The sequence below is a fragment of the Mesorhizobium sp. P2_H9 genome, from assembly GCF_056403215.1.
In genome coordinates this window covers 415,063-437,370 of the sequence record NZ_JBFUFX010000009.1, presented here as the reverse complement: position 1 = coordinate 437,370, position 22,308 = coordinate 415,063, and the positions used below count along the sequence as shown (strand labels likewise).

At 63.2% G+C, this 22,308-nt stretch carries 18 protein-coding genes; 12 read left to right on the top strand and 6 right to left on the bottom strand.

Features of this window, described 5'->3' with window-relative positions:
• Nucleotides 1-16 precede the first annotated feature (16 nt).
• The 6 genes from AC1DXN_RS19285 to AC1DXN_RS19260 form a co-directional block, all read right to left on the bottom strand.
• Entirely contained in the window at nucleotides 17-1,015 is a 999-nt protein-coding gene (locus AC1DXN_RS19285) for an ABC transporter substrate-binding protein (protein WP_477275288.1), read from the bottom strand.
• Nucleotides 1,016-1,069: 54 nt separating this feature from the next.
• Nucleotides 1,070-1,918, bottom strand: coding sequence for an ABC transporter permease (locus AC1DXN_RS19280; RefSeq protein WP_477275286.1), 849 nt, complete (start codon nucleotides 1,916-1,918; stop codon nucleotides 1,070-1,072).
• Nucleotides 1,919-1,961: 43 nt separating this feature from the next.
• The gene (locus tag AC1DXN_RS19275; protein WP_477275284.1) at nucleotides 1,962-3,326 is read right to left on the bottom strand and encodes an LLM class flavin-dependent oxidoreductase; all 1,365 of its coding nucleotides are present in this window, start codon (nucleotides 3,324-3,326) and stop codon (nucleotides 1,962-1,964) included.
• 59 nt (nucleotides 3,327-3,385) lie between these two features.
• Nucleotides 3,386-3,943, bottom strand: a complete 558-nt coding sequence (gene msuE / locus AC1DXN_RS19270) for an FMN reductase (RefSeq protein ID WP_477275282.1) — start codon at nucleotides 3,941-3,943, stop codon at nucleotides 3,386-3,388.
• Between the two features lie 147 nt (nucleotides 3,944-4,090).
• Nucleotides 4,091-5,446, bottom strand: a complete 1,356-nt coding sequence (locus AC1DXN_RS19265) for a glutamine synthetase family protein (protein WP_477275280.1) — start codon at nucleotides 5,444-5,446, stop codon at nucleotides 4,091-4,093.
• Between the two features lie 222 nt (nucleotides 5,447-5,668).
• Nucleotides 5,669-7,315: an acetolactate synthase large subunit gene (locus AC1DXN_RS19260; RefSeq protein WP_477275278.1), complete on the bottom strand. Its 1,647-nt coding sequence runs from the start codon at nucleotides 7,313-7,315 to the stop codon at nucleotides 5,669-5,671.
• A 284-nt stretch (nucleotides 7,316-7,599) separates the two neighbouring features.
• Here AC1DXN_RS19260 and AC1DXN_RS19255 point away from each other — a divergent pair, with 284 nt between their 5' ends.
• The 12 genes from AC1DXN_RS19255 to AC1DXN_RS19200 all read left to right on the top strand — a co-directional run bounded on the left by AC1DXN_RS19255 (nucleotide 7,600) and on the right by AC1DXN_RS19200 (nucleotide 22,300).
• Nucleotides 7,600-9,123: an FGGY-family carbohydrate kinase gene (locus AC1DXN_RS19255; protein ID WP_477275276.1), complete on the top strand. Its 1,524-nt coding sequence runs from the start codon at nucleotides 7,600-7,602 to the stop codon at nucleotides 9,121-9,123.
• Nucleotides 9,120-9,896, top strand: a complete 777-nt coding sequence (locus tag AC1DXN_RS19250; protein ID WP_477275274.1) for a DeoR/GlpR family DNA-binding transcription regulator — start codon at nucleotides 9,120-9,122, stop codon at nucleotides 9,894-9,896. The genes AC1DXN_RS19255 and AC1DXN_RS19250 overlap by 4 nt, the downstream gene beginning before the upstream one ends.
• Nucleotides 9,893-11,605 (top strand): glycerol-3-phosphate dehydrogenase/oxidase, encoded by a 1,713-nt coding sequence (locus AC1DXN_RS19245; protein WP_477275272.1) that lies wholly within the window; start codon nucleotides 9,893-9,895, stop codon nucleotides 11,603-11,605. Before AC1DXN_RS19250 ends, AC1DXN_RS19245 begins: the two co-directional genes overlap by 4 nt.
• Nucleotides 11,606-11,985: 380 nt before the next feature.
• The gene (locus tag AC1DXN_RS19240) at nucleotides 11,986-13,008 is read left to right on the top strand and encodes a sugar-binding transcriptional regulator (protein ID WP_477275270.1); all 1,023 of its coding nucleotides are present in this window, start codon (nucleotides 11,986-11,988) and stop codon (nucleotides 13,006-13,008) included.
• Nucleotides 13,009-13,041: 33 nt separating this feature from the next.
• The gene (locus AC1DXN_RS19235) at nucleotides 13,042-13,698 is read left to right on the top strand and encodes a DUF2291 family protein (RefSeq protein ID WP_477275268.1); all 657 of its coding nucleotides are present in this window, start codon (nucleotides 13,042-13,044) and stop codon (nucleotides 13,696-13,698) included.
• Complete coding sequence (locus AC1DXN_RS19230) at nucleotides 13,695-15,233, top strand: sugar ABC transporter ATP-binding protein (RefSeq protein WP_477275266.1); 1,539 nt, start codon at nucleotides 13,695-13,697, stop codon at nucleotides 15,231-15,233. The genes AC1DXN_RS19235 and AC1DXN_RS19230 overlap by 4 nt, the downstream gene beginning before the upstream one ends.
• A 24-nt stretch (nucleotides 15,234-15,257) precedes the next feature.
• On the top strand, nucleotides 15,258-16,391 hold the full coding sequence (locus tag AC1DXN_RS19225) for an ABC transporter permease (protein WP_477275264.1): 1,134 nt from the start codon (nucleotides 15,258-15,260) through the stop codon (nucleotides 16,389-16,391).
• A gap of 37 nt (nucleotides 16,392-16,428) precedes the next feature.
• Nucleotides 16,429-17,370 (top strand): D-ribose ABC transporter substrate-binding protein, encoded by a 942-nt coding sequence (locus AC1DXN_RS19220; protein WP_081725422.1) that lies wholly within the window; start codon nucleotides 16,429-16,431, stop codon nucleotides 17,368-17,370.
• 109 nt (nucleotides 17,371-17,479) lie between these two features.
• Nucleotides 17,480-19,039 (top strand): FGGY family carbohydrate kinase, encoded by a 1,560-nt coding sequence (locus AC1DXN_RS19215; RefSeq protein ID WP_477275262.1) that lies wholly within the window; start codon nucleotides 17,480-17,482, stop codon nucleotides 19,037-19,039.
• Entirely contained in the window at nucleotides 19,036-20,553 is a 1,518-nt protein-coding gene (locus AC1DXN_RS19210; RefSeq protein WP_477275260.1) for a glycerol-3-phosphate dehydrogenase, read from the top strand. Before AC1DXN_RS19215 ends, AC1DXN_RS19210 begins: the two co-directional genes overlap by 4 nt.
• Nucleotides 20,553-21,491 carry a sugar phosphate isomerase/epimerase family protein gene (locus AC1DXN_RS19205; protein ID WP_477275258.1) on the top strand — a complete coding sequence of 313 codons (939 nt, stop codon included), beginning with the start codon at nucleotides 20,553-20,555 and terminating at the stop codon, nucleotides 21,489-21,491. The genes AC1DXN_RS19210 and AC1DXN_RS19205 overlap by 1 nt, the downstream gene beginning before the upstream one ends.
• Before the next feature lie 41 nt (nucleotides 21,492-21,532).
• Nucleotides 21,533-22,300: a triose-phosphate isomerase gene (locus AC1DXN_RS19200; protein ID WP_477275256.1), complete on the top strand. Its 768-nt coding sequence runs from the start codon at nucleotides 21,533-21,535 to the stop codon at nucleotides 22,298-22,300.
• Nucleotides 22,301-22,308: the final 8 nt, after the last annotated feature.

Sequence of the window (22,308 nt, the reverse complement as noted above, 5' to 3'; positions counted from 1 at the left end):
CAGTCCTTCTCAGCTCTCAGTTGGTCTTGGTTTCACCGGGCCGGTACAGAATGTCGGCGGCCTTCAGCTTGCCCTTGGCCAGGCGGCCGTCACGTTCCAGTATGGCGACCCAGAAATCGATGTCGCGGTCGGTGGCTTGCGCGCCTTCGCGCAAGCCAAAGCCGGTCCAGTAGCGGGCGAGATCGCCGTTTTCGCCGCGCTTGTTGAGGATGTCGGCCAGCACCTTGCGCGCTTCGTCCGGATTCTGCCGCGACCAGTCGGAGGCGCGTGCCGACTGCTCAACGAAGTTGCGGGCGGCGTCCGGGTTGGCGGCGATGAAGTCGCGTCGCAGCACGACAAAGCCGCCGGCGAGTTCGCCAAGCACGTCGGTGTCGTTGAACACGCCGCGCACGCCGCCATTGGCGACCAGCGCGCCGGCGAATGTCGCCTGCCAGTAGCCGAGGCCTGCGATATCGACCTGGCGCGAGCGCAAGGTCTGTTCGAGTTGCGGCCCGGGCACGACGACGAGGTTGGCGGCATCCGGCGGCAGGCCGACGCTGTGCAGCGCCTCGCGCACCGTGTAGTCGAGATGGGCGCCGAGCGTGTTGACCGAGATGGTCTTGCCGGCGATGTCGGCGATCGATTTGATCGGGCTGTCTTCGAGCACATAGAAGACGCTTTTCACGTCTTTGTTGATGCCGTTGCTCGGATAGGCGGCGACGAAGTCGTTGCCGCCGGAGATCGAGTTGATCACCGCGGCGGTGGCGGCCGAACCAAGCTCGACGCTGCCGGAGGAAAGCGCAAACAGCGATTCCGGGCCGCCTGCGGCATAGCCGACATTCTCCAGCTCGATGCCAAGGTCTTTGAAATAGCCGAGCTCGTAGGCCAGCTCATGCGGGGAGATGCCGCCACGGCTGGCGAGGTAGCGGAACTTGACCGGTGCGGCCTCGGCAAAGGCGAAGCGGGGCAGGCCGGCGGCGATGATGCCGGCGGCAAGCGGTGCACCGGCTAGCAGGGAACGACGCGTGATTTTCATGGTCGGATCTTTCCTGGGATGAGAGGAGGGGCAGGCCTAGATTGAGAGGGTTGGTCAGTTGACGGGATTGCTCCAGCGGCACAGCCGCCGCTGCAGGACAACCAGCGCCTGGTTGGCGATCAGGCCGAGGCCGGCGAGGATGACGATCGCCGCGAACATCAGCGGGATCTGGAAATTGTATTGCGCGTTCATCACCTGGAAGCCGATGCCCTTGTTGGCGCCGATCATCTCGGACGCGATCAGCAGCAGGAGCGCGGTGGTTGCGCTCAGCCTCAATCCAACGAAGATCGAGGGAATGGCACCGGGCAGCACGACGCGGCGGAACACGGTGAGGCGCGTCGCGCCATAGACGCGCGCCATTTCGAGCAGCTTTGGATCGACCTCCTTGACGCCGCTGGTGGTGTTGAGCAGCAGCGGAAACAAAGTCGCCCAGAAGATGACGAAGATCTTGGAGGTTTCGCCCAGTCCCAGCAGCAGGATGAACACCGGGTAGAGCGCCAGCGCCGAGGTCTGCCGGAACAGCTGCAGGATCGGGTCGAGCGCGGTTTCGACGGCGCGCACCTGACCCATGAACAGGCCAAGCGGAACGGCGACCGCGACGGCGGCGGCGAAGGCAATGCCGGCGCGCTGCAGGCTGATGGCGATGTCGCCGAGCAAGACGCCACCGGCGAGCCCTTTCCACAGGGCGGCAACGATCATGTCGACAGGCGGCAGCACCGCCGCATTGACCCATCCGACGCTGCTCGCCACCTGCCAGAGCGCCAGGAACCCTAGAAGAACGCCGTAGCGCGACAGGAAACGGACGGCCGCCCGGCCGCTGGGTCGCAGGAAGTCAGTGTCTACGCCTGTTCCGCTGCGGCGTGCGCCGATCGTGATCGGCCGCTCAATGTGCTGCAAAGTCATCGTCTTGCCCTTTCCCTGGAAGCTGGTTGGCGCGTCGGGGGATTTATTCGGCGGCCAGCACGGTCGAGCGGGCTGATGTCCACGGGTTTTCCGGCCGCCTGAGGCCAAGGTTTTCGCGCAGCGTCCTGCCTTCGTAAGCCGTGCGGAACAGGCCCCGGCGCTGCAGCTCGGGGATGACCAGGTCGACGAAGTCGTCGAGTGCGCCCGGAAGCCAGGGCGGCAGGATGTTGAAGCCGTCGGCGGCGTCGCTGGTGAACCATTCCTCGAGCAGGTCGGCCACCTCAGTGGCGCTGCCGACGATGGTGTAGTGGCCGCGCGCCGTCGCTACCCATTGGTAGAGCTGGCGGATGGTGAAGTTGTTCTCGTCGGCGATCTGGCGGATCAGCGCCTGGCGGCTCTTCATGCCTTCGGTTTCCTTGCTCGGCGGCAGCGGGCCGTCGAGCGGATAACCCCTGATGTCGAGCGTCTGGCCGGCGAGCCCGTTGAGCAGAGCGACGCCGTCCTCCGGCAGGATGAGGTCGTTGAGCTGCTGGTACTTCTCTCGCGCCTCTTCAGTTGTGCGGCCAACGAAGGGCGCCACGCCGGGCATAATCAGCACCTGGTCGGGATCGCGGCCGACGGCCGCCACGCGCGCCTTGATGTCGCGGTAGAACTCCTGCGCCGTTTCGAGTTTCTGGTGGGCGGTAAAGATGACCTCGGCCGAGTGCGCTGCGAGCCCGCGTCCATCCTCGGACTGCCCGGCCTGGACCACCACCGGGTGGCCCTGAACGGGGCGCGGCACGTTGAGCGGACCTTTGACGCTGAAATGCGCGCCCTTATGGTCGACGTCGTGCAGTTTGTCCTTGTCGTAGAAGCGGCCAGACTGCTTGTCGCGGATGAAGGCGTCGTCCTCCCAGCTGTCCCACAGCGCCTTGACCGTGTCGACATGCTCATGCGCCCTTGCATAGCGCTCGGCATGGTTGGGCTGGACATCGCGGTTGAAATTCTGGGCGGTCTCGTCGCCGGCCGAAGTCACGACATTCCAGCCGGCGCGGCCGTTGGACAACAGATCGAGCGAAGCGAATTTGCGCGCCAGCGTATAGGGCTCTTCATAGGTGGTGGACGCTGTGGCGATGAAGCCCAGATGCGTGGTCAGCGGCGCCAAAGCCGCAAACAGCGTCACCGGCTCGAAGCCGGCGATCTTGGCGTTGCCGCCTTCGCGGGCGCCGAGGCCAACCGTCAGATTGTCGGCCAGGAAATAGGCGTCGAACAGGCCGCGCTCGGCGGTCAGCGCAAGCTGCTTGTGGAACTCAAAATTGGTTGCGCCGTCGGCCGGCGCGTCGGGATGGCGCCATGCCGCAATATGCTGCCCGCCACCAGGCAGGAAGGCGCCAAGTTTGATCTGTCGGGACTTGCTGGGTCTGGTCATTGCGCTTTCCTTCTGGACGGTGCGGGAAGGTATCCTGGATTGTTGGCCGGTGGCGCGTTTCAGGCGGCAACGCTGACGCTGGCGGGCACCCCAATGATCCGGCTTGCCTCGGCGACCGCTTGCCGGGCGCGGGCATGGATGGCTTCGGACACCAGCACGCCATTGGCGAAGTCCTTGTCGGAAGCGTAGATCGCGGTCGGCAAGGTCAGCGCCTCGAAGAAGCCGAACAGCGGCCGCAGCTGGTGCTCGACAATCAGCGAATGACGCTCGCCGCCACCGGTCGCTGCGAGGATTATCGGCTTTCCCCTGAGCGATGACGGATCGAGCAGGTCGAAGAAATGCTTGAAAAGCCCGGTATAGCTGCCTTTGAAGGTGGGCGAGCCGACGACCAATATATCGGCGCCCAGCAACTGCTCGACGACGTTGCGGGCCGATGGATCGAGATCGGCAAGGCGCCTTGCCAGCGGGAAGGAAGGACCGAGATCCTCGATGTCGAAGACGATCGAAGCCGCGCCGGTGTTTTGCGCCACTGCGCCGACGATGTGGCTGACGAATGCCTTGGTTTTCGACGGACGGGTCAAATTGCCCGACACCCCCACCACCAGCTTTTTCGACATTTTGGGCTCCTCGCAAAGCATTCGATGTGCATTAAGCCTACCGATTTTGTAGAATTAAATGAGCGAGGAGATTTCAAAACAAACCCGGCAAGCGGATTGAGTTTGCGGCAGATTGCCGTTGATTGGATTATTCGATGCGAAGGTGACCTAGACGCTTTCGAGATAGGTCTCGATCTCGAAGTCGCTGACATTGAGCGCGAACGTGTTCAACTCCTGGCGTTTGCAGGCGATGAAGGAGTCGCGCAGGATGTCCGGGAAGATCTCCGCCACATGCTGCCCGCTCTCGAAACTGGCGATTGCCGAGGCCCAATCCGGCGGCAGCTTGGCCGGCGGAAGTCCTTGCCCGTCATTGCCGGCGGGATCGCCTGGCGACAGCTGCCTCTCGATGCCGATCAGCGCCGCACCGAGGATTGCCGCAAGCACCAGGTATGGATTGGCGTCGGCTCCCGACACGCGATGCTCGATGCGGCGTGCGCTCGTCGGTCCACCGGGAATGCGGATGGCGACCATGCGGTTCTCATAACCCCAGGCAACCGCTGTCGGTGCATAGGAGCGCGGCCGCAGTCGGCGGTAGGAATTGAAGTGCGGCGCAAATACCAGCGTGCTCTCGGCCATGGCGGCGAGCAGACCACCGACCGCATGGCGCATTGTCTCCGAACCCTGGTCGCTGCCATCGTCGAAGACATTGCGGCCGTCAGTATCGGTCAGGCTGAAATGGACATGAAAACCGTTACCGGCACGGTCGCCATAGGGCTTGGCCATGAAGCAGGCGGCAAAGCCGTGCTTGCGGGCAATGCCCTTGACTGTGCGCTTGAACAGCACCGCATCGTCGGCGGCGCGCAAGGCATCGGCGACATGGTTCAGATTGATCTCGAACTGGCCGACGCCGTTCTCGGCAATCGCGGTGTCGACGGGAATGCCTTGCGTGCGGCAGGCGTCGTAGACGTCGTGGATGAAGGCTTCGAAGTCGTCGATCTCGTCGATCGAAAGGGCTGCGTCGGAATCGAGGCGGCGCCCGGTCACCGGTGACACCGGTCCGACCGGCCGCTGCGATTGCGGGTCGACCAGATAGAATTCAAGTTCCGTTGCCGCGACCGGTGTCAGGCCAAGTGCTGCATAGCGATCGAGGATGCGGGCCAGTGCCCGCCGCGGGTCGCCCAGAAACGGCGCGCCGGTTTCGTCGGCAAGCCAAAGCGGGACCAGGGCGGTCGGGTGTGCTGTCCAACTGACAGGCAGGATGCCGCGTCCCGTCCATTGGCAAAGGCCATCGGCGTCGCCGGTCGAGAAAACCAGCGCATTGCCTTCGATGTCCTCGCCCCAGACGTCGAGCCCGATCAGCGAAAAAGGCATGCGCAGCTTGCCCTCCAGCGCCTTGCGGGCCTGTTCGACCGGGATGCGCTTGCCGCGCATGATGCCGTTCAGATCGCACACCGCAGCCCTCAGGCTGTGGATGTCGTCCCTGCTTTCGAGCCAGTTCAAAACGTCCGCAATTGCATCGCTCAATTTCCAACCCCTGGTTTTTGAAGGCCGCAACGGTTCCGGTTGCGATATCCCTGAATAGCTTCGTGAGTTTTGGAAAATCGCTCCGGCTGGCGCCAGATGCTTTTCCTTCATTTTTTCAATTCACTAGCCGGGATATCGGGAGGCATTTCAAAACCAATTGTGCGATTTGCGACCGCAACATAGAGGCATGGCAGGAGAAAGCCAAGCTCGCGCGTGGAGACATCAAATCTCCGGCGCTGCCGGCAGCCGCTGGCTCAGTTCATCGACGAGAACGCGCTTGTTTTCCGAATAGTCGATGGGGACGACGACGAGATGCACGCCGCCGCCGGCGAAGGCATTCTCCAGAGAGGATCGCAGTTCTCCGATCGCGCCGACCCTGGTCCCCTTGGCGCCATAGGCCTCGGCATATCTGACGAAGTCGGGATTGCCGAATGTCATGCCGAAATCGGGAAACTGGTCGACCGCCTGCTTCCAGCGGATCATGCCGAAGGCGTTGTCCTCGATGAGCAGGACGACCAGGTTGAGCTTGAGCCTGACGGCGGTTTCCAGCTCCTGGCTGTTCATCATGAAGCCGCCGTCGCCACAGACGGCCATGACGCGGCGCCCGGGATAGAGCATGGCGGCCGTCATCGCCGACGGCAGGCCGGCGCCCATGGTCGCGAGCGCATTGTCCAGCAGCAGCGTGTTGGCGACGCGGGTACGGTAGTTTCGCGCGAACCAGATTTTGTACATGCCGTTGTCGAGCGCCAGAATGCCGTCCGCCGGCATGACCGCGCGCACGTCGTGGACCAGGCGTTGCGGCGTGAAGCGGTCCTCGGTGGCGCGGGCGGCAATCCGGTTCAAGATGCCCTCGCGCAGCGGCAGCAAGGCTTGCGCGTTGGGGATGTTGCCTTCGACGCGATCGGCGAGCAGCCTGAGCGAGGCGCCGATATCGCCGATGACTTCGGTCTGCGGAAAATAGACCTGCTCGACATTGGCCGGCTGATATCCGACATGGATCACCTTCGGCCCGTTTGCGCCCATGATGAAGGGCGGCTTCTCGATCGTATCGTGGCCTATCGTGATGATGAGGTCGGCCTGTTCTATCGCCTCATGCACGTAGTCGCGCTCGGAGAGTGCGGCCGTGCCCATGTAGAGCTCGGTTCCGCCGGGCACGGTGCCCTTGCCCATCTGCGTGGTGAAATAGGGGATGCCTGTCCGCAGCACGAACTGGGCGAGGTCGGAGGTCGAGCGCGGTCGCGATGCGGCAGCCCCCAGCATGGCCAGCGGGCGCTTTGCCTTGATGATCATCTGCGCGGCGCGATCGAGCGCGAGTGGGCTGGCCAGCGGAAGCTCGACCGGGTGCGGCGGGATCAGCGCCGCCTCTTCGCACTCCTCGGCTGCGATGTCTTCGGGAAGTTCCAGGTGCACAGGTCCCGGACGTTCCTCCTCGGCAATGCGGAAGGCTTCCCGAACCACGGCCGGGATCGTCCTCGGCGAGATGATCTGGCGCGAATGCTTGGTCAGCGGCTTCATCGCCGCGACGATGTCGACAATCTGGAAACGAGCCTGACGCGACGACCGGATGCCTTTCTGCCCGGTGATCATGACCATCGGCATGGCTCCGAGCAGGGCATAGGCCGCACCCGTGGTAAGGTTCAGGGCACCAGGCCCGAGCGTGGTGATGCAAACGCCGGGTCTGCCGGTGAGCCTGCCATAGGTCGCCGCCATGAACGCTGCCGCCTGCTCATGGCGCGTCAGGATGAGCTGGATCGACGATTTGCGAATGGATTCGACGACGTCGAGGTTCTCTTCGCCTGGAATTCCGAAGATGCGATCGACGCCCTCATTCTCAAGGGCGGCAATGAGCAGGTCAGAACCTTTGTACACGACGCAACTCCTGGAATGAACGGGTTGGGTGAGACATTTTACTGGCGACAGAAATCCAACTGAATCAGCGGTTTGTTGGTCAACTTGCGTTCAGGCCGTTCAACCGCACTGAGGCGATGAGGCTGTTTTGAACATCAATTGACGTTAAATTAACATCGCTATATGGTTCATTTGGCCGGTATGGGTGCCGATTCCATTCTTGTACCGCGTCGCTCATTGGTTGTCGTCAAATCCATGCGAAGCCGCTGCATCGAAAAATCCATGACGCCGGGAGGGCGCTAACCGTGCCTTGCCTGCTCGGCATTGACAACGGCCTCACCGTCACTAAGGCGGTGATCTTCGATGCCGACGGATCGCAGCTTTCCGTAGCGCGTCGGCGGGTGCCGCAATCGATGCCGCAGGCGCGCTGGGTGGAGCGCGACATGGCCGGTCTCTGGCAAGCGACCGCCGAGGCCATCCGCGAGGCGATTGCGCTGTGCGGCCGCCCGGCCGACGACATCAAGGCGGTGGCGGCGACCGCGCATGGTGACGGCCTGTATCTGCTCGACAAGGACCGCCGGCCGCTAGGCCCCGGCATCCTTTCGCTCGACAGTCGTGCGGGCGAGATCGTCGAAAAATGGTCTCAAGGTTCGGTTTTCGACGAAGCGCTGGCGCTGAGCGGCCAGGCGCCGCATGTCTCGGCGCCCTCGGCGCTGCTGGCATGGATCAAGCAGAACGATCCTGACCGTTATGGGCGCATCGGCCACGTGCTTGCCTGCAAGGACTGGCTGCGCTTTTGCCTGACCGGCACAATCGGCACCGACCGCACGGAAGCCAGCACCTCCTTCACGGATTTCCGAACGCAGGCCTTCGCGCCGGAAGCGATGCGCATCTTCGGCCTGGACGATCTTTTCAATGCGCTGCCGCCGGTGGCGCATTCGGCCGACATCGTTGGACAGGTCACCGCCGAGGCTGCCGAAATGACCGGCCTGTCCAGGGGCACGCCCGTCGCCTGCGGCCTGCATGACGTGACCGCCTCCGCCCTTGGCATGGGCGGCCATGAGGAGGGCACGCTCGCCATCGTCGCCGGCACCTATTCCATCAACGAAGTCGTGTCGTCAGAGCCGCGAGTCGACCGGCGCTGGTTCTGCCGCAACGCCCTCGACGCAGGCCGCTGGAACAACATGGCGATCTCGCCGGCCTCGACCGCCAACTATGACTGGTTTCTCGACACGTTCTGCCGCGCGGAGCAGGACAGGACAGATGGCGGCTCCATCCACGAATTGCTGGCAGCAGAGATCGACGCCGCGCTGAAAAAACCTTCGACCATCCTGTTTCACCCCTATCTGTTCGGCTCTCCCTATGGCGATGTCGCCAGCGGCAGCTTTGTCGGCCTGCATGGCTGGCACAATCGGGGCGATATGCTGAAGGCGGTTCTGGAAGGCATCGCCTTCAATCATCGTACCCATGTCGAAGCGTTGCGCGATGGCTTTGCTGTCAGCGAGATCCGCCTGACCGGCGGCAGTTCGCGCAACCCGGTCTTCGTGCAGATATTTGCCGACGTGCTGAACGCCCCGGTCACCGTCACCTCGACCGATGAGGCCGCCGCACTTGGTGCCGCGCTTTGCGCTGGTGCCGCGGTCGGCTTGTTCAAGACGCCACAAGAGGGTGCAAGGCAGGTCGGCATGACGGAGCGGACATATCAGCCAGCGCCGGCCTCCAGTGCCGTGTTCAATGAGCGTTTTTCGCTCTACTGCCGCATCGCCGAGCAGATGAAGTCGCATTGGCCCGCGATCGAAAGACTGGCGCGGCCAGGAGGGAACGCATGATCAAGGCCGACGAACGACGCGAAGAGATCGCCGACTATGTGATCAAGCTCGGTCAGGTGCGCATCGACGATCTGGTCGAGCATTTCGGGGTGTCGCGCATGACCATCCACCGGCACATCGACCGGCTGGCGCAGCAGGGCGTGCTGCGCAAGCTGCACGGTGCGGTGACGGTCCAGCCGTCCGGTCTCTACGAAAGCGCCTTCCGCTACCGGGTGACGGTCAACAGGGCCGAGAAGGATGCGCTGGCACGGGCAGCACTGGATTATGTCGAGGCTGGCCAGGTGGTGATGCTGGACGATTCATCGACGGCAAATGCGGTCGCGACGCTGCTGCTCGACGTCAAGCCGCTGACGGTCGTCACCAACAGCGTGTCGACGGCGGCGCTGATGATCAATGTCGACGATATCGATTTCATCTGTCTCGGCGGCCAGTATCACGGCACCTACAACGCCTATATCGGCATCGTCTGCGAGAACGCCGTGGCGCAGCTGCGGGCCAATGTGCTGATCTGTTCGGCCTCGGCGATTACCGGAACCACTGCTTTCATCCAGGATCCGAATGTCGTGCGGGTGAAGCAGGCGATGATGGCCGCATCGGTCAAGCGCATCCTTTTGGTCGACCATGCAAAGTTCGACCGGATCGCGCTGCATGTCTTCGACGATCTGACCAGTTTCGACGCCGTGCTGGTGACGGAAGGCTTGGGCGACGCGCAGGCGCAGAGCCTCGAGCGGGCCGGCGTGAAGCTGCGCATCGTCAAGACGAAGGCGCCATGAGCCCAGCCGACGGAGCAGGTGCGGACAATCCCGCCGGGCGTCTCGCCGCCATGGCTGCGACCGGCGAGGTCGACGTCGTCATTCTTGGCGCCGGCATAAACGGGGCAGGGCTGTTTCGCGACCTGTGTGCGCAAGGCGTCAGCTGCCTGATCGTCGACAAGGCGGATTTCGGCTCGGGCACCAGTGCCGCGCCGTCGCGGCTCATCCATGGCGGTCTCAAATATCTCGAAACCGGCGAGTTCGGGTTGGTGGCGCAGTCGACGCTCGAACGCAATCTGCTTCTGCAAAACGCGCCGCACTATGTCAGCCCGCTGCCGACCGTCATCCCGATCTTCTCGTGGAGCAAGGGCATGCTGGCGGCGCTGCGGACGCTGTTCGGCTCGACCAGCGCGCCGCGCAGCCGCGGCGCCATCCTGATCAAGATCGGCTTGATGATCTATGATTTCTACGGTTCGCGAAACCAGGTCATGCCGCGCCACCGCATGGTCGGGCGGCGGCAGGCGTTGGGCGAGATGCCGGCGCTCAACCCGGCGATCGTCGCCATCGGCACCTATTACGACGCCAAGATCAGCCACCCGGAACGGCTGGTGCTGGAACTGATCCTCGACGGGTTGCAGGCCAATGCCGCTTCCGCCAGCGCGAACTACACGGCACTCGACACTTCAGCCAATGGCGTGCTCGCCTTCCGGCCGGAAAACGGCAGTGCCTTTTCGGTGCGGCCGAAGCTGGTGGTCAACGCCGCCGGTCCATGGATCGATGACGTCAACGCACTGCTTGGCGCGCCGTCGAAAATGATCGGCGGCACCAAGGGCTCGCATATCCTGCTGAAGCATGACGAACTGGTCAAAAGCCTGGCCGGGCGCATGCTCTATTTCGAGGCCGATGACGGCCGCATCTGCCTTGTCTACGACTATCTCGGCCTGGCGCTGGTCGGCTCGACAGACATCAAGGCCGACAATCCGGACGCGGTGCGCTGCGAACCCGAAGAAGTCGAGTATCTGCTCGAGAGCGTGCGCACACTGCTACCGGGCATGATTTTCGAACGCGACCAGATCGTCTATGCCTATAGCGGCATCCGACCGCTACCGACGTCCGAGGCATCGACGCCCGGACTGATCAGCCGCGATCATTCGGCACCGGTTGCCGAGCCGGATGGCAACAGGTCCTTTGCGGTCATTTCGCTGGTCGGCGGCAAATGGACGACGTTTCGCGGTTTTGCCGAGGAAGTCGCCGACACCGTGCTCGGCCGCCTGCAGCGCAGCCGCAAGGTGACGACGCAATCCATGCCGATCGGCGGCGGGAAAGATTTCCCGGCCAATGCCGCGGCGCGCGCAGACTGGCTGGCTGAGGCACAGCAGGCAACGGGCGCAGCGGAAGGGCGCCTCGACCAATTGCTGTCGCGCTACGGGACCACTGCAATGCGGATTGCCAAGTGGGCGCCGAATGGTGAGGGGCGCCTGCCGGACTCCCACGGCTATGGCAAGGCGGAAATCGACTACATCGCGCGCAACGAATTCGTCGAACATCTGGCTGACATCGTCATGCGTCGCAGCACCTTGGCGATAGGCGGTTCGCTGACGAGCCGCGATCTGCAGGAGATTGCCGCGATCGCCGGGCGGGCGCTGGGCTGGAGCACCGAGCGCCTCGCGCGGGAAGTCGAAGCCGCTGTTGTCGAGCTCGAGGGCAGGAACCTGATGCGGCTGGACTGATCGCGCCATCGCCGACGCCGATAGTGTTCCCAGGGCAATCCGATCGGTTGGCCCTGTTGCGCCTTGTGCGCAGAACTCCCCATCTCACAGCCAGATTGGGATTTTTCCGCACCAGAATACACATAAGCAAAAACAGATACTTAGCGACAATTCAGGCTACTGCGACCTGAGCATTCCCGTTCCCTTCCGTACGAAATAACACAGATTGACGTTAATTTAACACCACCGTATGATCTCTCATATGCTGACCTCCTAATAGGCCTGCTTTGGCTGCCGATCCGTCGGCTGAGGCAACCATCTGCGGAGGGATTGACAGCGATGCAAAGGTATGAAAATTTTTGCACACAAAGATAATAATATCATCCTGGGGAGGAGATGGCTTGAAATCCGGTGGAGCCGCGAACCGCGACCATGAGTCCAGTCTCGCCACGCGCGCGGCCTGGCTTCACTATGCCGGCGGCCTGACACAGGCCCAGGTGGCCAAGCGGCTTGGCCTGACCAGCCTCAAGGCGCACCGGCTCATCACCAAGGCCAACCAGGAAGGCCTGGTCAGGGTGTTCATCGACGGCGATGTCGCCGAATGCGTCGATCTCGAACAGCGCCTGACAGCCGCCTATGGGCTCGACTATTGCGAGGTGGTTCCCGATCTCGATCAGGACGAGCTGCCGTTGAAGGGGCTCGGCATTGCCGGCGCCCAGTTCCTCAAGCGCGAAATCGATCGCGGCGAAGACATGCTGATCGGCGTCGGCCATGGCCGCACGCTTGCGGCCAGCGTCGAGTATCTAACGCGCACCACTGCTGCCCACATCCGTTTCGTTTCGCTGCTCGGTGGCGTGACGCGCAAATTCGCCGCCAACCCGCACGACGTCATGCATCGCCTGGCCGAGCGGACCGGCGCGCAGGCGTTTGTCATGCCGGTGCCTTTTGTCGCGAACACTGCCGAGGACCGTGAGGTGCTGCTCGGCCAGCGCGGCATCAGCGATGTCTTCGCTCTTGCCAGCCGATCCGACCTGATGTTCGTCGGAATAGGCACGGCCGAGCGGGAGGCGTCGCTGGTCGCGACCGGCATGATCGAGCCGTCCGAAATCGACGAGGTCAAGCGTGACGGCGGCGTCGGTGAATTGCTGGCGCATTTCTTCGACGACAAGGGGCGCCCGGTGGAAACCGCGCTGTCGGAAAGAATACTGGCGCTTCCCCGCGACCAGTTGAAGGGCCGCAGGATTGTCGCCGTCGCCGGCGGCAAGGTGAAGGTGCGGGCTATCAAGTCGGTGCTCGAAAGCCGCTATCTGAGCGGCCTGATCACCGACGAATGCACGGCCCGCGCGCTGGTCGAGAAAAGCCGGCTCGACGACGCGGCCGGTGCCACGAAGCCCCGCGTCAACGGAGGATCGACGAATGCGTGACAACGGAAAATCCGCATCGCTGGCGGTTGCATTATGAGCACGAAGGCTGCCTCCGCACCCGCCCGCCAAGCCTCGCCGGGCTTGCGCCGCGCACTTGCCGGTGCGGCAGTTCTAGTTCTGCTTGGAGCCATGGCGCTTGACACCAAGGTGGTGACGATCGGCTCCGCCGGCGACGTTCGCAACGCCGTCTTTTCCGCCGCCGACTATGGCAAGTCGGAATTCCCCAAGGTGCAGGCCGATGTCGAGGCGCGCGCCGCCGACGCCGCGACTGTGGCGACGGCGATCACCAAGGACAGGGCGACTGCCGAAAAGGAATATGGCGTGCCGGCGGGTGTCGGACCGGTCATCTCGGTCAAATTCAGCGGCGTTGTCGGCGAGGGAAAGTCGGGCATCTACAAGGTCGCCGTCGACGGTTTGCCGGATACGCTGACGGTCCGCGTGCAGACAGGGCCGGCGATCAACGGAACCGAGCTTCGCGACGCCACCGGCAAGATCACCTTCGGTCAGTTCACCAACCAGATCGAGTATCAGGACGCCGGCTCGGCGTTGAACAACGAGATGAAGACCGAGGTGCTGGCGAAAGTCGACACCAGCGCCTTGACCGGCAAGACCATAACGGTGGTCGGCGCTTTCAAGCTGGTCAATCCGAAGAGCTGGCTGGTCACACCGGTGAGGCTGGAGGTCAAATGAATTCGGCTTCCGGCACAGAGCCCGCCAATGGCGACGCCGTGCTCTCTGCGCGCAATGTCGTCATGTCGTATGGCGGCGTTCACGCGCTCAAAGGTGTGAACTTCGACATCCATCGCGGCAAGGTCACGACCCTGTTCGGAGAGAATGGCGCCGGCAAGTCGACGCTGATGAAGATCCTGTCCGGCGTGGTGACGCCGACATCCGGCGACATCGTGCTCGATGGCAATCTCGTCAGCTTTTCCTCGTCGTCGGACGCGCGCGATCGCGGCATCTCGATCATCCACCAGGAACTGAACCTGGCGCCGAATCTGAGCGTCCGCGACAACATCTTCATGGGTCGCGAACTGCGCACCAGAACCGGCCTCGACTTCGCCGAGGAGTCGCGCCAGGCGCGGGCGCTGATGGCCGATCTCGAAGAAGACATCGATCCGATGACGTTGGTCGAGGATCTGCGTCTCGGGCAGCAGCAGATCGTCGAGATCGCTCGTGCGCTGTCGGTCGATTCCCGCATCCTGATCATGGACGAGCCGACCTCGGCGCTCAGCGCCACAGAGGTGGAGGTGCTGTTCAAGGTGATCCGCGACCTGACCAGCCGCGGCGTTTCCATCGTCTACATATCGCATCACCTCGAAGAGGCGCTGCAGATCACCGACTACGCTGTCGTGCTGCGCGACGGAGCGATCACCGCGACGGCCGTAGCCAAGGACATCGACCTCGAGTGGATCGTCCGCAACATGGTGGGCGAGAATTTCGACCTCGGCTCGCCGCCGACCGGCCATCCGTTCGGCGCGGTCGCGCTTTCGGTCGAGGATGTCAGTGTCACCGACGCCTCGGGCTCAGGCTATGTCGTCGATCATCTGTCGCTGGATGTCCGGGCAGGCGAGATCGTCTGCATCTATGGGCTGATGGGCGCCGGGCGCACGGAGTTGCTGGAATCTGTCGCCGGACGCGTGCCGATGGCGGGAGGACGGGCGCTGCTAGAAGGCGAGGACGTCTCGGGGCTGTCCATTGCCCAGCGTATCGCCAGAGGCCTTGTGCTGGTGCCCGAGGACCGTCAGCGCGATGGTCTGGTCCAGACGATGACCGTCGGCCGCAATCTGTCGCTTGCCAGCATCGAGGCGTTCGCCAAAGGCCTGTTCCTCTCACGTCCCAGGGAACGCGCTTTGATCGACGACTCGATCCGCAAGGTGACCATCAAGACCGCCGGCGGTAACGCCATGATCGGGTCGCTGTCGGGCGGTAACCAGCAGAAGGTCGTCATCGGCAAGATGCTGACGACCAACCCCAAGGTCATCCTTCTCGACGAGCCGAGCCGCGGCATCGATGTCGGCGCCAAGGCCGAGGTCTTCCGCTTGCTCAGCGAGCGCGCCGCGCAGGGCCTGGCGGTCGTTTTCTCGACCTCTGAGGTCAATGAGTGCCTCAGCATCGCCCACCGCATCGTCGTCATGCGGCGCGGCAAGATTTCAGCCGAATTCGGCGCGAACGCCACCAAAGAGCAGATCATGGCCGCCTCCGGCGAAGCCGTGGTCGCCTGATCATAGAATTTCGGAGCCCCTCTCATGACCGATGTCAGCCAGGCCAGCAAACAGTCCAGTCCGAGCACGGGCGGCGAGGGCTTCGACGTGGCCAAGCTGCTGCTCGAAGGCCGGGCTTTCTTTGCCCTGATCGTCATCATCGTCGTCTTCTCGATCCTGTCGCCCTACTACCTCTCAGTGGCGAATTTCCTGACCATGGCCTCGCACGTCGCCATCTTCGGGATTCTCGCCGTCGGCATGCTGCTCGTCATCCTCAATGGCGGCATCGACCTGTCGGTCGGATCGACGCTGGGGCTTGCCGGCGTCGTCGCCGGTTTTCTGATGCAAGGCGTGACGCTCACCTGGCTGGGCGTCGTGCTCTACCCGCCGGTCTGGGTGGTCGCGGTGCTGGCTTGCATGCTGGGTGCCGTCGTCGGACTGATCAACGGCGTGCTGATCGCGCGGTTCAAGGTTCCGGCCTTCGTCGCCACGCTCGGCGTCATGTACATGGCGCGCGGCCTGGCGCTGCTGATGACCAGCGGCTTGACCTACAATAATCTCGGCGGCAAGCCGGAACTGGGCAACACCGGTTTTGACGCGCTTGGCTTCAACCGCCTGTTCGGCGTGCCGACCGGCGTCGTGGTTCTGGCGGTCATCGCGCTGATCGGCAGCATCGTCCTGAACCGGACCGCCTTCGGGCGCTGGCTCTACGCCTCGGGCGGCAATGAGCGCGCCGCCGAACTCTCCGGCGTTCCGGTCAAGACGGTGCAGATTTCGGTCTATGTGCTCTCAGGCATTTGTGCCGCCATTGCCGGCCTGATCCTGTCCTCGCAGTTGACCTCGGCCGGACCGACCGCGGGCACCACCTATGAATTGACGGCTATCGCCGCCGTCGTCATCGGCGGCGCGGCGCTGACCGGCGGGCGCGGCAACATCCGCGGCACCCTGCTTGGGGCGTTCGTCATCGGCTTCCTGTCCGATGGTCTGGTGATCATCGGCATCTCATCCTACTGGCAGACAGTGTTCACCGGCGCCGTCATCGTGCTCGCCGTGCTCCTCAATGCCGTTCAGTATCGCCGCCGTAGCAAGCTTCCAGCTTCGACGGGCGGCCAACCGACTTCTCAGAAACGGGGGAAGGCCGAAGCGGCCAATCCTGCCCAAGGGAAGACTGCCAGGTGACTGGAGCAACACCGCGTAAATCATTGGAGGAATGTACATGAAAATCGTGCTTAGAAGTTTGCTTGCCGCCGCCATGGTCGTTGGGTTTAGCGCAGCCGCATCGGCCGCGGGCCTGATCTCGATCATCGTCAACGATCCGGCCAACCCGTACTGGCTGACCGAAGGCAACGTCGCCAAGGCCGAGGCCGAGAAGCTTGGATATACGGCCAATGTCGCTGCCCACAAGGGCGACACCAACACGGAAAGCAATCTGATCGACACCGCCATCACCAACAAGTCGGTGGCGATCATCCTCGACCCGGCCAATGCCGATGGTTCGGTCGGCGCGGTGAAGAAGGCGATTGCCGCCAACATCCCGGTTTTCCTCGTCAATGCCGAGATCAACCAGGAGGGTCTCGCCAAGGGACAGCTCGTCTCCAACAACGCGCAGGGCGCGGCTCTCGGTGCCCAGCAGTGGGTGCAGGCGGTCGGTGAAAAGGGCAAGTATGTAGAACTGCTCGGCGCCCCTTCGGACAACAACGCCGCCACGCGCTCGAACGGCTACGCCACCGTGCTGAGCCAGTATCCGGATCTCGAAAAGGCTGCTTCGCAGGTCGCCAACTGGGATCGTACCCAGGGCCATGACAAGATGCAGAGCATGCTGCAGGCCAATCCCGACATCATCGCCGTGATCAGCGGCAATGACGAAATGGCGCTTGGTGCGGTTGCGGCGCTGAAGGAAGCCGGCAAGCTGGCCGGTATCAAGGTCGGCGGCTTCGACGGCTCGCCGGATGCGGTTGCGGCCATCAAGTCCGGCGAACTGCAGTACACGGTGCTTCAGCCGGTCGCCATCTTCTCGGCCAAGGCCGTGCAGCAGGCCGACTCGTTCATCAAGTCGGGCGCTACCGGCGCCACCAGCGAGAAGCAGCTGTTCGATTGTCTTCTCATCACCAAGGACAATGTCGACAAGTACACCGCGCCCTTCGTGCTGTCGGAATAACACCTGCACAGGGGGTGTCCTTGCGGACACTCCCTGCCTCTTCTACGGCTTCCAGACAACAAAGACTGCTGCTTGTGAATTGCCTTCATAACCATCCGGAACTTGCCGCATGAAAGACCTGCTGATCGGGATCGACGCGGGAACGTCCGTGATCAAATCGGTAGCTTTCGATCTTTCGGGGCGGCAGCTTGCCATGGCGTCGGTGAGCAACAGCTTCGTCACGCTGGAAGGCGGCGGCGCCGAGCAGGATCTCGATCAGACCTGGCGCGACATGGTTGAGACGGTTCGCGAGCTGGCGACGAAAATTCCCGATCTTGCCAGGCGAACAGCGGCGGTGGCGATCACCGGGCAGGGCGACGGCACCTGGTTGATCGATGGCGACGGCTCGCCAGTCGGGCGCGCCTGGCTCTGGCTCGACGCCCGCGCCGGACATCTGGTGGACGACATGCGCGCCGATGCCAGGGATCGCACGCGGTTCGAGATCACCGGCACCGGGCTCAACGCCTGTCAGCAAGGCGCTCAGCTCAGCTGGCTGAAGAAGAACAGCCCGGAAATCCTGGAGCGGGCGGCCACCGCCTTTCATTGCAAGGACTGGCTCTATTTCAAGATGACCGGCGAGCGTGCCACCGATCCCTCGGAAGGCACATTCACCTTCGGCGATTTCCGCTCGCGCAGCTATTCCGACGAGGTGCTCGACATTCTCGATCTGACGACACATCGCCGCCTGTTGCCGCCCATGCTCGAAGGCACGACCGACCATCATCCGCTTTCGCCATCGGCGGCAGGAGAGACCGGCCTGCTTGAAGGCACGCCGGTGGTGCTGGGTTATGTAGACATGGTCAGCACCGCGCTCGGCGCCGGCCTTTATGATCCGAGCGGCAATGTCGGCTGCACGGTCATCGGCTCGACCGGCATCCACACGCGCCTGGCGCGCACTGCCGACGATGTCGTGCTCAACGACGATGCATCCGGCTACACGATCGCCATGCCTGTTCCCGGTGCTTATGCGCAACTGCAATCCAATATGGCGGCGACCCTCAACATCGACTGGCTGCTTGGCCTGGCGCGCGACGTGCTGACAGCCAGCGGCGCAAAACCTTCGCGCGACGAGCTGTTGAAAGCACTCGATGTCTGGGTCGAAGGATCGGAGCCGGGATTGCTGGTCTATCAGCCCTATATTTCGCTTGCCGGCGAACGCGGACCGTTCGTCGATCCGGATGCACGCGCGGGCTTCATTGGCCTGTCGGTCAAGCACGGCTTTGGCGATCTGGCGCGCGCCGTTCTCGAAGGATTGGCGTTCGCGGCCCGCGATTGCTACGAGGCGATGGGTACGATGCCGGGCGAGATCCGCCTGTCTGGCGGCGCGGCGCGCAGCCCGTCGCTGCGCCGCATCATCGCCGCAGCGACCAGGGCGCAAGTCAGAACCAGCAGCCGCCAGGAAGCCGGCGCTGCGGGTGCCGCGATGATGGCTGCGGTCGGACTCGGCGTCTATCGCTCCATGGATGAGTGTTGCGCCGAATGGGTGACGCCGCTTCTGGGCGAATGCGATGCCTATGACGAAGCGCTTTCCCACACCTACGATGCGCTGTTTCCATCCTTCGTCGCGGCGCGCCAGGCGCTGCGGCCCGTGTGGAAGAGTATGGCGCAGCGCACAGGAGCAAAGTCTTGAGCGATACGTCTGATGTTGTCGATCTCTTCGTGATTGGCGGCGGCGTCAACGGCGCCGGCATAGCGCGCGATGCCGCCGGCCGCGGACTGTCGGTCATCCTGTGCGAGAAGGACGATCTGGCGCAAGGCACCAGTTCGCGCTCCGGCAAACTGGTGCATGGCGGCCTGCGCTATCTCGAATATTACGAGTTCCGGCTGGTGCGCGAGGCGTTGATCGAGCGCGAGGTGCTGCTCGAGGCCGCGCCGCACATCATCTGGCCGATGCGCTTCGTGCTTCCGCACAGCCCCGAGGACAGGCCGGCATGGCTGGTGCGGCTCGGGCTGTTTCTCTACGACCATCTTGGCGGCCGCAAGCGGCTGCCCGGAACAAGAACACTGAACCTGAGGACCGCGCCAGAAGGCGCGCCGATCAAGGACGAATTCAGGCGCGGCTTCGAATATTCCGACTGCTGGGTCGATGATGCCCGCCTGGTGCTGCTCAATGCGCTCGACGCCAGTCAGCGCGGCGCAAAAGTGTTCACCCGCACCGCCTGTATTGCTGCCCGGCGCGAAGGCGGACTGTGGTCGATCGACATGCAGGACAGTCGCACCGGTGCGGTGACCAAGGTCCGCGCGCGGGGGCTGGTCAATGCGGCGGGGCCGTGGGTCAACGACATCGTCAGCCGCGTCGCCGGGCAGAATTCCACCCGCAATGTTCGCCTGGTAAAAGGCAGCCATATCGTGGTGCCCAAATTCTGGGAGGGACGGCAGGCCTATCTCATCCAGAACAACGACAAGCGGGTGATCTTCGTCAATCCGTATGAAAACGACCTGGCGTTGATCGGCACCACTGACATTCCCTATGAGGGCCGGCCCGAGGAAGTGGCTGCCGAGGCCAGCGAAATCGATTATTTGATCAAGGTGGTCAATCGCTACTTCAAGCGACAGCTGACGGCGCAGGACGTGGTCTACAGTTTCTCGGGCGTGCGTCCGCTCTATGACGACAATGCCGACAACCCAAGCGCGGTGACACGCGACTACATCTTTGAACTCGATGCCCCGAACGGCGGTGCGCCACTGCTTTCGGTGTTCGGCGGCAAGATCACCACCTTTCGCAAGCTGTCAGAACATGCGTTGGAAAAAATCCAGCCATTCTTCCCGGCGATGAAGAAGGCCTGGACGGCCAAAATTCCATTGCCGGGGGGTGACTTGCCCAACGCGGATTTCGAGCAGTTCCTGGGCGATCTGCACGCCGAGTTTTCGTGGCTCAGCCCGTCGCTGGTGAAGCACTATGCTCGAAGCTACGGCACGCGCACGCGCGCCTTGCTGAAAGGGGTCAAAGGCGAAGCCGATCTCGGCCGCCGTTTCGGTCCGGATTTCTACGAGCGGGAAGCGGCTTTCCTGTTCGAGACCGAATGGGCGATGACCGCCGCCGACGTTCTCGAGCGCCGGACCAAGCACGGCCTGCATATCAGTGCCGCCGAGCGGAAGACATTCGAAGACTGGTGCACCAAGATCATGGCGGCGGCAAACTGATGGCCTTCACGCTTTCCCTCAACACCAACCCGCTGGTCAATCGCTTCGCCGATCCAGACGATCTGATCGACGCCATCGCCTATGGCATCGGCATCCGCGACGTGCAGCTGACGCATGAATTCGTCAATCCCGGCTGGCCGGCTGCAACGATTGCCAAATTCCTGCGCCTGTTCAACAACGCGCTGGCGCGGACCGGCGTGCGCATCACTTCGGGGATGACCGGGCCCTATGGCCGGCTCAACCATTTCGGCCATCCGGATGCCGATGTGCGGCGCTACTATGTCGACTGGTTCAAGACCTTCGCCGACATTTCCGCCGAGCTTGGCGCGTCGGGCTTGGGCACGCAGTTCGCCATATTCACCTACAAGGATTTTGACGATCCGCAGCGGCGCGCAGCCCTTCTCGACATCGCGCTCGAATGCTGGCGCGAGGTGGCCGAGCACGCCAAGGCGGCGGGCCTGAGCTATTTGTTCTGGGAACCGATGTCGGTGGGGCGGGAGTTTGGCCACACGATCGAAAGCTGCGTGGAGTTGCAGGGCGCCATCGATGCGGCGAAGCTGCCGATCCCGATGCAAATGATGGTCGACATTGACCATGGCGACGTGACCTCGCCCAACCCTGACGACACCGACCCCTATGCCTGGGCGAAAGCCTTTCCATTGCAATCGCCGATCATTCACATCAAGCAGTCGTCGATGAACAAGGGCGGCCACTGGCCGTTCACGGCCGCCTACAACAAGGATGGCCGCATCATCCCGCAGAAGCTGATCGACACTGTGCGGGCTGGTGGCGGAACCGACAATGAGATCTGCCTTGAGCTTTCCTTCCGGGAGCGTGAACCGGTCGATCATCAGGTTGTTGCAATGATCCGGGAGTCGGTGGATTTCTGGGCGCCCTACATCGACAGCGGCCGCGACAGTCTCAAGCCTCGCGCCTGAGTGGCACGTATCATCCGAATTTCGGATCGAAGGAGAAGAGAATGACCCCATATTGGGTCGGCACGAGCTGGAAGATGAACAAGACGCTGGCGGAGGCGCTGCAGTTCGCCGACGCGCTGGCGGCCTTCGTGCCTGGCTTCGATCCGGCGATACAGCCCTTCGTCATTCCGCCGTTCACCGCCGTGCGGCAGGTCAAGGCGGCGCTCGCCAAAACCCGCGTCAAGGTCGGCGCGCAGAACATGCATTGGGCCGATGCCGGCGCCTGGACGGGCGAGATTTCGCCGCTGATGCTGAGGGATTGCGGGCTCGACCTGATCGAACTCGGGCATAGCGAGCGCCGCGAGCATTTTGGCGAGACGGACAAGACCGTGGGACTGAAAACGGCGGCGGCGGTGAGGCACGGTTTCGTGCCGCTGATTTGCGTCGGCGAGACGCTGGCCGAGCGCGAGGGCGGCCGCGCCGATGACATCCTGACCGCGCAGGTGCTTGGCGCGCTGCAAGGCCTCGCGGGCAATGAATTGTCGGCGGAAATCCTGTTTGCCTATGAGCCGGTGTGGGCGATCGGCGAGAAGGGCATCCCCGCCAGCGCCGACTATGCCGACAAGCAGCAGGCGCTGATCAAACAGGTTGCTGCAAGGCGGTTGCCGGCCGCGCCGCTTGTGCTTTACGGCGGCAGCGTCAATCCCGGCAATGCGGCCGAACTGATCGGCCAGCCGCATGTCGACGGCCTGTTCATCGGCCGCTCGGCATGGCAGGCGGAAGGCTATATCGACATTTTAAAAAAGGCGTCGGCCGCCATCGCGCGCTGACCACGAAG